A 12,387-nucleotide genomic window follows, 5' to 3' on the forward strand; every position below is an offset into this window, starting at 1 on the left:
TCAGCACGCCGACTCCAGCCGACCCCCACCGACAGCTTCCTCCCGCCGGACCGGAGCCCGGCCTGAACCCTCCCAGCGTCAGCACGCCGACCCCACCCACCCCGGACCAGCAGCTCCCTCCCGCCGGACCGGAGCCAGGCCTGAACCCTCCCAGCGTCAGCACGCCGACCCCACCCACCCCGGACCAGCAGCCCTTCCTACTGCCGGACCAGGGCCAGGCCGGAGCCCTCAGGACGTCAGCATGTCGACCGTGAGGTTGGCCTCGGTGCTGGGGATGCCGAGGTCGGCCGCCCGCTTGTCGGCCATGGCCAGCAGCCGCCGGATCCGCCCGGCGATCGCGTCCTTGGTGAGCGGAGGGTCGGCGAGCTGGCCCAGCTCCTCCAGGGACGCCTGCTTGTGCTCCACCCGGAGCCGGCCCGCCACCACCAGGTGATCGGGAGCCTCCTCGCCCAGGATCTCCAGCGCCCGCTGCACCCGCGCGCCCGCCGCCACCGCCGCGCGGGCCGAACGGCGCAGGTTGGCGTCGTCGAAGTTGGCCAGCCGGTTGGCGGTCGCCCTGACCTCCCGGCGCATCCGCCGGTCCTCCCAGGCCAGCACGCTGTCATGGGCGCCCAGCCGGGTCAGCAGGGCGCTGATGGCGTCGCCGTCGCGCACCACGACCCGGTCGACGCCGCGCACCTCGCGCGCCTTGGCATGGATCTTCAGCCGCCTGGCCGAGCCGACCAGCGCCAGCGCCGCCTCAGGGCCCGGGCAGGTCACCTCGAGCGACATCGACCGCCCCGGCTCGGTCAGCGACCCGTGGGCGAGGAACGCGCCGCGCCAGGCCGCCTCCGCGTCGCACGAGGCGCCCGCGACCACCTGCCGGGGCAGGCCGCGCACCGGCCGCCCATGGTTGTCGATCAGGCCCGTCTGCCGGGCCAGCGCCTCACCGTCGCGGTAGACGCGCACGACGTAGCGGGACCCCTTGCGCAGCCCCGCCGGAGCGAGCACCAGCACCTCGGCCTTGTGACCGAACACCTCCCCGATGTCCTTGATCAGCCGCCGCGCGGTGGCGTTGGTGTCGAGCTCCGCCTCGATCACGATGCGCCCGCCCACGAGGTGCAGGCCGCTGGCGAACCGCAGCAGCGTCGACACCTCCGCCTTACGGCAGCAGGGCTTGAGCACAGGCAGTCGGCTCAGCTCGTCCTTCACCACACCCGTCATCGCCATAAGCGTTAGTCCTCCCCCAATCAGACCGGCTCATAGCATCCTCTCGCACCTGGGCGCCACGCCGACCAGGATCAACGCTTCTGGAGGAAAATCTCGTCCAGGACGGAGGCAAGACGTCGTGGGTCGTGCCGGGGCGAGCCGTCGCCGGCGGCCACGTCGGCCGTCACCAGCCGGGCGCCGAACGCCGCCGCCGACTTCTCCAGCGCGTCCGGGTCGTCGACCACGCCGGTGTCGGCGAGCACCACGTCGAGCGACAGATCGGGCGCGTGCTGCCGGAGCACCTCCAGGTGCTGCTGCGGCGAGAAGTCGTCGGTCTCGCCGGGCTGCGGCGCCAGGTTGAGCGTGACCAGCCGCCTGGCCCCCGTCCGGTGCAGCGCCCTGGCCAGCTCCGGCACCTTGAGGTGCGGCAGCACGCTGGTGAACCACGAGCCGGGCCCGAACACCACCCAGTCGGCCTCCAGCACCGCCTCGACGGCCTCCGGCCGCGCGGGCGGGTCCTCGGGCACGAGTGAGATCGCCTGCACCCGGCCGGGGGTCAGCGCGCAAGCCACCTGGCCGCGCACGGTCGAGCGCACGCCGTCGAGCTCCACCTCCGCCACGATGTCGAGCGGCACCGAGGCCATCGGCAGCACCCTGCCGTGCGCGCCCAGCAGCCGGCCCACCCAGTCGAGGCCCGCCACCGGGTCGCCGAGGAGCTCCCACAGGGCCACGATGAGCAGGTTGCCGACGGCGTGCCCGTGCAGCTCGCCCTCGCTGCGGAAGCGGTGTTGCACCACCTCGCTCCAGGTGCTGCCCCACTCGTCGTCGCCGCAGAGCGCGGCCAGCGCCATCCGCAGGTCACCGGGCGGGAGCACGCCCAGCTCACGCCTGAGCCGGCCGCTGGAGCCGCCGTCGTCGGCGACGGTGACCACCGCCGTGAGCCCGTCGGTCACCGCTCTCAGCGCGGACAGGGACGCGTACAGGCCGTGGCCGCCGCCCAGGGCGACCACGCGGGGGCCGCCGCTCGGTGGCTCCGAGCCCGCCCAGAACGGCGGTTCGCTTAACGCGCGCCCGCTCCCGGCGGTCACTCCCGCCCCACATCCCGGTGGCTCACCTGGACCTCCATGCCCCGGTCGCGCAGGCGCGCCGCGAGCTGCTCGGCCATGGCGACACTGCGGTGCTTGCCACCGGTGCAGCCGACGGCGAGCGTGGCGTAGCTCTTGCCCTCACGCCCGTAGCCGGTGGCGACCACCTGCAGGACCTCCTCGTACGCGTCGAGGAACTCCTTGGCGCCGGGCTGGCCGAGGACGTAGTCGCGCACGGCGGGGTCGGTGCCGTTCATCGGGCGCAGGTCGGGCACCCAGTGCGGGTTGGGCAGGAAGCGGCAGTCGACGACCAGGTCGGCGTCGACCGGCAGGCCGTACTTGAAGCCGAACGACACCACGTTGAGCCGCAGGCCGGGCCGGTCCTCGCCGCCGAAGTAGGCGACGATCCGGTTGCGCAGCTCGTGGACGTTGTGGGAGGTGGTGTCGATCACCAGGTCGGCGTTGGCCCGCACCTCACGCAGGATGCCGCGCTCGCGGGTGATGCCGTCGACCAGCCGGCCCTCGCCCTGCAGGGGGTGCGGGCGGCGGACGTTCTCGAAGCGGCGCACCAGCTCCTCGTCGCTGGCCTCCAGGAACACCACGCGCACCCGCACGCCGCGCCCCTCCAGCTCCTCGATGGCGGCGTTGAGGTCGGTGGTGAACGCCAGGCTGCGCACGTCGACCACGGCCGCCACCTTGTCGGCGGCGAGCTTGACCTTGCCGGCCTCCTCCGCCATGGCGAACAGCAGCCCGGGCGGAAGGTTGTCGATCACGAACCAGCCGAGGTCCTCCAGGGCCTTGGCCGCGGTGCTCCGCCCGGCTCCCGACATGCCGGTGACGATGACGAACGCCGGCTCGGTGGTCTTCACTGCCTCTCCCCCTTCAGGGTCGACACGATCACCTCGGCCGTGGCGGGGCCGATGCCCGGGACCTCGCGGATCTGCTCCGCGGTGGCCTCGCGCAGTTTCTTGACGGAACCGAAGTGCTTGAGCAACGCCTGGCGGCGTGCCGGTCCGAGGCCGGGCACGCTGTCGAGCGCGCTCTCCTTGACGGACTTGGACCTCTTGGCCCGATGGTAGGTGATGGCGAACCGGTGTGCCTCATCGCGCACGCGTTGCAGCAGGTAGAGGCCCTCGCTGGAGCGTGGCATGATCACCGGCTGGTCGTCGCCGGGCAGCCACACCTCCTCCAGCCGCTTGGCCAGGCCGGCCACGGCCACGTCGTCGATGCCCAGCTCGTCGAGCGCCCGCTGGGCGGCGGCCGCCTGCGGGCCTGCGCCGTCGACCACGACCAGGTTGGGCGGGTAGGCGAACTTGCGCGGCTTGCCCGTCTCGGGGTCGATCGGCCCGTGGCCGTCGTCGTCCTCGGGGGTCAGCTCGCCGGTGGCGGAGCGCTCCTCCAGATAGCGGCGGAAGCGGCGCATGATGACCTCGTGGATCGAGGCGACGTCGCCTTCCTTGGACTTGATCGCGAAGCGGCGGTACTCGCTCTTGCGGGCCAGGCCGTCCTCGAACACCACCATGGAGGCGACGACGTTCTCGCCCTGCAGGTGGGAGACGTCGTAGCACTCGATGCGCAGCGGCGCCTGGTCGAGGTCGAGCGCGTCGGCGATCTCCTGCAGGGCCTTGCTGCGCGTGGTCAGGTCGCCGGCCCGGCGGATCTTGTGCTGGGCGAGCGACTCCTTGGCGTTGCGCTCGACGGTCTCCATGAGCGCCTTCTTGTCGCCGCGCTGCGGCACCCGCACCTCGACCCGGGCCCGGCGCTGCTCGCTCAGCAGCTCGGCGACGGCCTCGGTGTCGGGCGGCAGGGCGGGGACGAGCACCTCGCGGGGCATCGACTCGGCGCTCGCGTCGCCGTACATCTGCAGGAGGAACTGCTCGACCAGCTCGGCGGCGCCGGCCTCCTCGACCTTGTCGACCACCCACCCGCGCTGGCCGCGGATGCGTCCGCCGCGCACGTAGAAGACCTGGACGGCGGCCTCCAGCGGGTCCTCGGCGAGCGCGACGACGTCGGCGTCGGTGCCCTCGCCGAGCACGACCGCCTGCTTCTCCAGCGCCCGCTGCAGCGCCTGGATGTCGTCGCGGAGCCGGGCGGCGCGTTCGTACTCCTGCTCGGCGGCTGCCTCGCGCATCTCGCGCTCCAGCCGCTTGATGAAACGGCTGGTGTTGCCCGCCATGAAGTCGCAGAAGTCGTCGGCGAGCGCGCGGTGCTCCTCGGGGGTGACGCGGCCGACGCACGGCGCCGAGCACTTGTCGATGTAACCCAGCAGGCACGGCCGGCCGATCTGACCGGCGCGCTTGAACACCCCGGCGCTGCACGTGCGGACCGGGAAGACGCGCAGCAGCAGGTCGACGGTCTCGCGGATGGCCCAGGCGTGCGAGTAGGGGCCGAAGTAGCGGTTGCCCCTGCGCTTGGCGCCGCGCATGACCTGCACGCGCGGGAAGTCCTCGCCCATGGTGACGGCGAGGTAGGGGTAGGACTTGTCGTCGCGGTACTTGACGTTGAAGCGCGGGTCGAACTCCTTGATCCAGGAGTATTCGAGCTGCAGCGCCTCCACCTCGGTGCCGACGACGGTCCAGTCGACGTCCGCCGCGGTGGTCAGCATGGTCTGGGTGCGCGGGTGCAGGGCGGAGAAGTCGGCGAAGTAGGAGTTGAGCCGCTGGCGCAGGCTCTTGGCCTTGCCGACGTAGATCACCCGCTGGTGAGCGTCCCTGAACCGGTAGACCCCGGGGGAATCGGGGATGGAGCCGGGCCGGGGACGGAAACTCAACGGACTGCCACCTGATCGCGCCACGATTCCAGCGTAGTGGCCGCCACCGACAGGCTCGCCCGCCCGAGCGGACGGACGAGCCCGCGGGACGTCACGCGAGCGAGATCTGGTCGCCTTCCACCTTGATCTGCTGCTCGGCCAGCGGGTCGGTGGCGGGACCCTGGGCCACCGACCCGTCCTCGATCTTGAACTGGCTGCCGTGGCAGGGGCAGACGATGGCGCCGTTCTCGATCTTGTCCACCGGGCAGCCCTGGTGGGTGCAATTGATGCCGAACGCCTTGAACTGGCCCTCCGCCGGCTGCACCACGACGACCTTCTGGTCCGTGAAGATCTTGCCGCCGCCGACGGGGATCTCGGAGGTGGTCGCCAGCCCCCCGCCCCCCGCGGGTGCGCCCGACGAAGGGGCGCTGGACGACGCCGGAGCACCCGACTCCGGCGACGCGGTCGTGGTATCGCCGCCGCCACACGCGGCCAGCGCGAGCGTCAGGCCACCCGCGCCCACACCCGCGAACACCGCTCTACGGCTCTTGAGGTCTTCTCCCATGCGGCACAGCCAAGCGCACGCAACTGAGAAAAGGATGAAAGCCGCCTTAGGCGAGCCTGATCTTGCCTCCGGACACATTGATCTTTTTCTCCGCCAGCGGTTCGCTGGCGGGGCCCTGCACGACCGAGCCGTCCTCGATGCTGAACTGGCTGCCGTGGCACGGGCAGTTGATCACGCCGTTGGAGATGCTGGCGACCGCGCAGCCCTGATGGGTGCAGGTGGCGCTGAACGCCCGGAACTCACCCTCCGACGGCTGGGTGATGACCACGTCCTGATTCTTGAATATCTTCCCCTGACCACTGGGGATGTCGCTGGTGTCGGCCAGCGCCTTCGGCTGCTTCTTTTTCTTCTTGGGCGCCTCCGACTCCTCCTCGACGGGTTCGTCGAGCGAGTCGTCCGTGTCCGCCGCCGGCTCAGCCACCGGCGAGCCGTAGCTGGCACAGGCGCTGAGCACCGCGGCCAGGCCGGCCCCGCCCGCTCCGAACATCACCGCCCGGCGCGTCGTTTCGGTCATGGTGCGTCCTCCCAGGTTCGGGTTTCACTTCAGGTACGTGCGACGACCTGCATGCGGTTCAGCCTGTCGCGCCCCTGGCCCGGGAACCACGCACAATTACCCGTTCAGACCACCACGATGCCGTCGCCCTCGACCTTGACCTGGTACGGGATCAGGCGTCCGGTCGCCGGGCCCTTCGTCGCCTCGCCCGTGTCGGCGTCGAACTCGCTGCCGTGGCACGGGCAGACCATCACGTTGTCCTTGGGCGGGCTCACGGCGCAGCCGCGATGCGGGCAGGACGCGCCGAACGCCTTGTAGACGCCTTCCGACGGCTGGGTGACCACCATCTTGTACTTCTTGACCACCGTGCCGCCGCCGACCGGGACGTCGGCGGTCTTGGCGATGACCTTGCCCTGGATGCCCGGCACCTTCCGGTCCCCGGCCGCCTCCCCACCGCACGCGGCCAGCGCCGCCACCCCGCAGGCGGCCACCCCCGCCGCCCCCAGCACCCGCCGCCGGTCGATCCCCGAGCCCCCGTTCATCGACATGCCCTCCGCTTCATTGCCTCCGCATTAACGGTTTTTCACGATAGGGCCACCCCCCGTCGCCCTCCTTTTCACCCCCAGCCGAAACGGCCGCCTCGCTACACGGCCTGAGCATGCCGGGGCGCGGCCGGAGCACAGCCAGGGCCGCCGCCCCGCGCTCACTCAGGGGCCGACAGGCACGGGGCCGCGGCGCAGACGTCCGCCACCACGCCCGTCTTGAGGAAGACGGCCTTCTGCAGCTGGGCCGCCGGGGTGCGGCGGGGGTCCTCGTGCGGGTCGGTCCCGTGCGGGCCCTCCATCGGCGGGGTGTTGGTGAGCGGCGGCGACGGGGTGCCGCTGTCCCACACCACCAGCGCCGACCCCGCGTGCGCGGTGCGGAAGCCGCGGATGCCCCAGTACGGTTCGGCGTCCGGGGAGCGGCCGGGCGCGACCGCGGGGAGCCGGACCCGGGCGCCGATCGTGCGTGCCTCGACCTCGGCCGTCACCATGGCCACCTGGTGGTCGCCGTACGCCACCTGCATGAGCACCCGGTGCCGCGGCGTGCCCGAGTACGGGTCGCCGGTCAGGTGGGCGGCGTACCCGTTGGTCTCGCCGCGGTCCCACAGCATCTGGATGAGCGCGAGGATGACCTGCTGCTCCATCCTGTCGGGGTAGCCGCGGTCGAACGCCGCCTGGAAGGGCGCCGCGTCGGAGCTGCGGTTGAACAGGGTGCTGTAGTTCATGCCGGTCACGCCGAGCACGCCGCGCCTGATGTCCGGGGAGAGCGCGACGAGCGCGCCGCCGAAGATGCCGCCCTGGCTGTTGCCGTCGTAGACGAGCTCGGCGCGGGTGTCGATGAGCGAGCGCCCGCGCCCGTCCTTGAAGGCGGGGTGGGCGGTGAAGCCGTCGCGGGCCGTCATGGCGCGTCCCAGGAACATGAAGTTCAGGAAGCCCTGCTGGGTACGGTCCGGCACCGTATGGAAGCGTGACATGTCGCTGAAGGTGCCGATGACGTTGGGGATGTCCTCGTCGGCCATGCCGATCCACTTGGTCGCGCAGAACACGAACCCGTGCCGTTGCGCCATCGTCCGCACGTTGGACGCGCTCACCTCGGTGTGCCTGCCCAGCAGCCCGTGCCCGTACAGGGCGGGCCTGGCCGGGCGGGTGAAGGCGATCCGGGGGATGTCGCACCGGAACGTGGCGACCTGCTCGTTCCCCGGCAGCCGGGCGGGCCGTCCGTCGGGGCCGTAGTTCAGGCCGGAGCCGGGCGGCCCGCCCGGCTGGTCGAGGTAGCTCGGCACCCGGAACGTCCCCTCGACCCGGCGCGCGATCCTGTCGTCCTGCTCGGGGGTGAAGTCGGTGACGGCGGTGACCTCGTACGGGGGCGCGTGCCTGCCGAGCCGCCGCAGGGCGTCGTCGCGCATGGCGAGGGCCCGTCCGGCCAGATTCCGCCCGCTGGCCACGGTGAAGTCCCAGGCGAGGTGGAGGCCGTCGGCGCGGACGCCGTGCCGGCGCAGCGCCTGCAGCACCGGCTGGAGCTCCCGCTGCCGGTCGCGCAGCTCGTGCCCGTGCGGCAGCGGGGCGCCGGCGATGGCGGCGAAGGCCGCGCCGGGCGGGATCGGCGCGCCGTCGGCGTCGCGCAGGTCGCGCAGGGCGACCGCGTACCGGTGGCCCTCGGCCAGGTTCCGCGCGGGCCGGACGATGAGCGCCCGGCGTCCTTCCGGCGCGTTCGCGTCCAGTTCGGCCCAGTACGGCCAGCGCTCGCCGGTCTTCATGTCGAGCAGGACGATGGGCGCGTCCCGATCGAGCGAGGCGCCGATGTCGGTGATCGGGGCCGCGCCGGTCCTGGCCAGGTCGAGGCCGGGCACCAGGGTGAGGATCATCGAGCCGGGCGAGAAGCCGTCGTTGCGGTTCCACGCGGCGGGGTCGATGGGCACGCCGGCCGCCGAGCGGGGCATCGCCTCCACCGGGAACGCCACGCGACGGCCGGTGGCGGTCCCCCGGTCGGCCACGGTGTAGTGGTCGCTGGGGAACGGCAGCAGGCAGGCGGCCGGGTCGATCGGATCACACCCGGGCACACCCCCTCCGGCGGCAGCGGTCGCGCCGGCCGAAGTCGCGTCGGTCGGAGCCGCTGTGGCGGTCGCGGGTGGAAGTGCCGTGGCCAGCGCCGTGACCAGCGTGGCGGCGAGCACGAGAGAGCGGGCACGGGCGCGCATGGCGGCACCTCGGAGGACGCGGAGCGACGATCGGGCCCTCCGATGATCAGATCTCCGGTCCGGGTCGTCAATGCCCTTCACAGCCCTCGTACCTGATTTGTGATGGGTCACAGCAACCGGCCGCCGACTTTGCCGTCCCGTCCAATTCACAGGATCCCGTCCACGGCTCATCGTGTGCTGAACGCCGTCGCGTACCCCTCAGGAGCCGCCATGCATCGCCGGACGTTCCTCCGCACGGTCTCCGCGGGACTGGGCGCCGTCGCCCTGCCGGGCTCGCTCTGGCAGGAGGCGGCCATGGCCAGGGTGGTGCGGGGCGTCAGCCCGTACGGACCGCTGGGCCCCCCCGACGCCAACGGCGTGGCGCTGCCCGCCGGGTTCACCAGCAGGGTGGTGGCGCGGTCGGGCAGGCCGGTCGGCGGCATCCTCTGGCATCCGGCCCCCGACGGCGGAGCCTGCTTCGCCGACGGCACCGGCTGGATCTACGTGTCCAACTCGGAGGTGCCGCTGGTGGGCGGCGCGTCGGCGATCCGGTTCCGGTCGGACGGCTCGATCGCGCGCGCGTACCGGATCCTGGAAGGCACGAACATCAACTGCGCCGGTGGCAGGACACCGTGGAACACCTGGCTGTCCTGCGAGGAGATCTTCCGGGGCCGCGTCTACGAGACCGACCCGTACGGGGTGCGGGTGGCGCAGTCGCGGTCGGCGATGGGCCGGTTCAAGCACGAGGCGGCCGCGTGCGACCCCGACCGGCGGGTCATCTACCTCACCGAGGACGAGGACGACGGCTGCTTCTACCGGTTCATCCCGACGATCTGGGGCGACCTGTCGAGCGGCCGGCTGGAGGTGCTGTGCGGCGGCGACCCGGTGCAGTGGCGCCCCGTCCCCGACCCCACTCCCGCCGTGCTGCAACGGCAGACGCGGCACCAGGTGAGCGAGGCCAGGCACTTCGACGGCGGCGAGGGCTGCCACTACGCCAACGGCGTCTGCTACTTCACGGCCAAGGGCGACCGCAAGGTGTGGGCGTACGACGCGGTCCGCAACCGGCTCGGCTCGGTCTACGACGGCGGCGGCACGCTCGACGGGGTCGACAACATCACCGGCGCGCCCACCGGCGACCTGTACGTGGCCGAGGACGGCGGCAACATGGAGATCAACATCATCACCCCGGACGGGGTGGTGGCGCCGGTCGTGCGCGTCGACGGCCACGAGGAGTCGGAGATCACCGGACCCGCCTTCTCTCCTGACGGCACCCGCCTGTACTTCTCCTCCCAGCGCGGCGCGGACGGCGGCGTCGCCGGCCTCGACGGCGTCACCTACGAAGTCACCGGCCCCTTCCGCCACTGACCCGCCGCAGCTTCCCCAGCACCGCTCCACCCCCCACTCCCCCCGAGAGGTGCCCTCATGATCCGACGCCTGATCGCCGTCCTGACCGCGCCCTTACTCGTCCTCCTGCTGACCTCGCCCGCCCAGGCGCGGGCCGCCGCCGAGTCGTACGTCGCACTCGGCGACTCGGCCGCCGCCGGGCCGCTCATCCCCGACCAGGTCCTGCCCGAGCTGGGCTGCTGGCGCTCCAACCGCAACTACCCCCACCTGACCGCGCAGGCGCTCGGCGTCGCGTCGTTCCGCGACGTGACCTGCTCGGGCGCGAAGACCCGCCACATGTACGAGCGACAGAACACCGACCTCGGCTCGGTGGCGCCCCAGCTCGACGCCCTGCGCCCGGACACCACCCTGGTCACCGTGCACATCGGCGCCAACGACGTCGGCCTGACCGGCTTCATCGAGGACTGCCTGAACCTGCTCCCGCCCCCGGTCGGCGACGCCTGCAACGACGACTACATCGGCTCCGACGGACAGGACAGCTGGCGGGTCAAGACCGACGCCCTGCGTCCCACGCTCGTCGCGCTCGCCGCCGACATCCGCGCCCGGTCGCCGCAGGCCAGGATCTTCCTGGTCGGCTACGCCACCTACGCCCGGCCCAACGGCTGCTACCCGCGCGTCCCGATCATCAAGCAGGACGCCAACTACATCCGGTCCACGCTGATGTACTTCAACCAGATGCTGGCCGAGCAGGCGGCCGCCGCCGGGATCGGCTTCATCGACCTCCAGACCCCCAGCACGGGCCACGACCCGTGCGCCTCCTCGGGCACCCGCTGGATCGAGCCGTACGTCCCGGCCTCCCCGGCGACCCCGTTCCACCCCAACGCACGAGGCATGCGCAACTTCGCCACCATCGTGACGGCAGCCGTCACCGCCGCCCACTGACGAACACGCCGCCGCCCGCGCTGTCACCACCCCGGTGACAGCGCGCCGGCATCCGAGCAACCAAAGCACCCCGCGCACCCTTGGGAGGCAGTCCTACGGGAGCAGCGCCGCAGGCCGGCTCAATCGCCGTTCATCGTCCGGCGGGCTGCCAGTGCCGCGCCGATGCGCTGGAGTTGGGCCGGGTCCATGGGGTCCAGCCCGGTGAGGGCGACGGCCCGGCGCAGCCGGTAGTCCACGGTGTTGGGGTGGACGTGCAGCCGCTCCGCCGTACGCCGCCGGTCCAGGCCGGTCTCCAGGTAGGCCTTGAGCGTGCGCATCAGGTCAGGGTTGCCGAGAAGCGGATCGAGCAGCCCCGCCAGCCCGGCCAGCGCCTCGCTGGGCCTGCTGAGCTGGTACTCCAGCAGCACGTCGGACAGCCGGTACGCGCCGGGCGGCCGCCCCAGGGATCGCACCACCTCCAGCACCTCCTCGGCCAGTGCGGCGGCGGCGGGGACGCGGGCCGGCTCGGCGGGCTCGGCCGCGGCCCACACCGGGACGCCCGCGGCGCGGCCCGCCGCCGCCACCAGCTCTCCGGCCCGGCACCACCAGGGCTCGTCGGCGGCCAGTGGCACCAGCACCAGCCCGCCGGTGCTGTCGAGCGCCGACAGCACCTGCTCGGCGGTGTGCCGCTGCCAGGCCGTGCGGAACCGGTGCAGCTTGCGCCGCCCGGCGATCGGCCCTCCCTGGTCGCCGGCGGCCTCGTCCGGATGCTCGTCGAGCGCCGTGGCGACCACCAGGTAGCGGGGCGCGAGCCGGACCCCGGCCAGCGCCTCCCGGTCTCCCGCGAGCAGTGCGGAGACGGTCGCGTGCATGGCGTGCTGCTCCTGGCTGAGCATGACCTCACGCTCCTCCAGGTACGCGGCGCAGACGGCGGAGGTCACGGCGCCGGTGTAGCGGAGGATGAGCCGGTTGGCGGCCAGCACGTCGTCGAGGTCGTCCGGCCCGGCGTGCTCGAACAGGCTCTCCCACACCTTCGCCACCCCGAGCTGGTACGCGGCCAGCAACGCGTCGAGCGGCACCCCTTCCTGGGCGCGACGTGCGGCCGAGGCGCGCAGCGGCGCCAGCTCCTCCCGGGTGGGCGGGCGCCGCTCGCGGAACACCACGCTGATCACCCGCAGGTTGTACTCGGTGATGTGGGTGATGTCGCCGTCCAGCTCCTCCTTGGGCAGCCGGCGGTAGAGCGGGATCTCCTCGGCGAAGTCGCCGACGAGCCGTCGTGCCAGGCGTACGAGCGGCCGCTCCAGCAGCTTGTGCACGCACACA

General features: G+C 72.5%; 11 protein-coding genes. 2 read left to right on the forward strand and 9 right to left on the reverse strand.

From position 1 onward, the window contains the following. Positions 1 to 228: 228 nt before the first annotated feature. From whiA to ACGFI7_RS27430, 8 genes are all read right to left on the reverse strand, one after another. Positions 229 to 1,209, reverse strand: coding sequence for a DNA-binding protein WhiA (whiA, locus tag ACGFI7_RS27395; RefSeq protein ID WP_393409505.1), 981 nt, complete (start codon positions 1,207 to 1,209; stop codon positions 229 to 231). A gap of 71 nt (positions 1,210 to 1,280) precedes the next feature. After that, positions 1,281 to 2,198 (reverse strand): uridine diphosphate-N-acetylglucosamine-binding protein YvcK, encoded by a 918-nt coding sequence (gene yvcK / locus ACGFI7_RS27400; RefSeq protein ID WP_393409578.1) that lies wholly within the window; start codon positions 2,196 to 2,198, stop codon positions 1,281 to 1,283. Positions 2,199 to 2,272: 74 nt separating this feature from the next. After that, positions 2,273 to 3,142 carry an RNase adapter RapZ gene (gene rapZ / locus ACGFI7_RS27405; protein WP_393409507.1) on the reverse strand — a complete coding sequence of 290 codons (870 nt, stop codon included), beginning with the start codon at positions 3,140 to 3,142 and terminating at the stop codon, positions 2,273 to 2,275. After that, positions 3,139 to 5,043, reverse strand: coding sequence for an excinuclease ABC subunit UvrC (gene uvrC, locus ACGFI7_RS27410; RefSeq protein ID WP_393409508.1), 1,905 nt, complete (start codon positions 5,041 to 5,043; stop codon positions 3,139 to 3,141). Before uvrC ends, rapZ begins: the two co-directional genes overlap by 4 nt. Before the next feature lie 91 nt (positions 5,044 to 5,134). Continuing rightward, a complete protein-coding gene (locus tag ACGFI7_RS27415; RefSeq protein WP_393409509.1) occupies positions 5,135 to 5,587 on the reverse strand; it encodes a Rieske (2Fe-2S) protein in 453 nt (150 codons plus the stop codon). Between the two features lie 46 nt (positions 5,588 to 5,633). Continuing rightward, positions 5,634 to 6,101, reverse strand: a complete 468-nt coding sequence (locus ACGFI7_RS27420; protein ID WP_393409510.1) for a Rieske (2Fe-2S) protein — start codon at positions 6,099 to 6,101, stop codon at positions 5,634 to 5,636. Positions 6,102 to 6,205: 104 nt separating this feature from the next. Beyond that, entirely contained in the window at positions 6,206 to 6,628 is a 423-nt protein-coding gene (locus ACGFI7_RS27425) for a Rieske (2Fe-2S) protein (RefSeq protein WP_393409511.1), read from the reverse strand. Positions 6,629 to 6,783: 155 nt separating this feature from the next. Then, on the reverse strand, positions 6,784 to 8,820 hold the full coding sequence (locus tag ACGFI7_RS27430) for a hypothetical protein (RefSeq protein ID WP_393409513.1): 2,037 nt from the start codon (positions 8,818 to 8,820) through the stop codon (positions 6,784 to 6,786). 210 nt (positions 8,821 to 9,030) lie between these two features. Between ACGFI7_RS27430 and ACGFI7_RS27435 the strand changes: the two genes are divergently transcribed. Together ACGFI7_RS27435 and ACGFI7_RS27440 are read left to right on the forward strand one after the other, a co-directional pair. Continuing rightward, positions 9,031 to 10,164: an alkaline phosphatase PhoX gene (locus tag ACGFI7_RS27435; protein WP_393409515.1), complete on the forward strand. Its 1,134-nt coding sequence runs from the start codon at positions 9,031 to 9,033 to the stop codon at positions 10,162 to 10,164. A gap of 57 nt (positions 10,165 to 10,221) precedes the next feature. Beyond that, a complete protein-coding gene (locus ACGFI7_RS27440; RefSeq protein ID WP_393409516.1) occupies positions 10,222 to 11,085 on the forward strand; it encodes an SGNH/GDSL hydrolase family protein in 864 nt (287 codons plus the stop codon). A 119-nt stretch (positions 11,086 to 11,204) separates the two neighbouring features. Here ACGFI7_RS27440 and ACGFI7_RS27445 read toward each other — a convergent pair whose 3' ends face one another. Further along, complete coding sequence (locus ACGFI7_RS27445; RefSeq protein ID WP_393409517.1) at positions 11,205 to 12,380, reverse strand: PucR family transcriptional regulator; 1,176 nt, start codon at positions 12,378 to 12,380, stop codon at positions 11,205 to 11,207. Between the last annotated feature and the right edge of the window lie 7 nt (positions 12,381 to 12,387).

Source organism: Nonomuraea sp. NPDC048826 (assembly GCF_043198225.1).
Lineage (GTDB): Bacteria > Actinomycetota > Actinomycetes > Streptosporangiales > Streptosporangiaceae > Nonomuraea.

Excerpts from the sequence above, each read along its gene's own strand:
- ACGFI7_RS27415 (WP_393409509.1), bottom strand. The coding sequence starts at position 5,587 with ATGGGAGAAGACCTCAAGAGCCGTAGAGCGGTGTTCGCGGGTGTGGGC.
- ACGFI7_RS27420 (WP_393409510.1), bottom strand. The coding sequence starts at position 6,101 with ATGACCGAAACGACGCGCCGGGCGGTGATGTTCGGAGCGGGCGGGGCC.
- ACGFI7_RS27425 (WP_393409511.1), bottom strand. The coding sequence starts at position 6,628 with ATGTCGATGAACGGGGGCTCGGGGATCGACCGGCGGCGGGTGCTGGGG.
- ACGFI7_RS27435 (WP_393409515.1), top strand. The coding sequence starts at position 9,031 with ATGCATCGCCGGACGTTCCTCCGCACGGTCTCCGCGGGACTGGGCGCC.
- ACGFI7_RS27430 (WP_393409513.1), bottom strand. The coding sequence starts at position 8,820 with ATGCGCGCCCGTGCCCGCTCTCTCGTGCTCGCCGCCACGCTGGTCACG.
- whiA (WP_393409505.1), bottom strand. The coding sequence starts at position 1,209 with ATGGCGATGACGGGTGTGGTGAAGGACGAGCTGAGCCGACTGCCTGTG.
- ACGFI7_RS27440 (WP_393409516.1), top strand. The coding sequence starts at position 10,222 with ATGATCCGACGCCTGATCGCCGTCCTGACCGCGCCCTTACTCGTCCTC.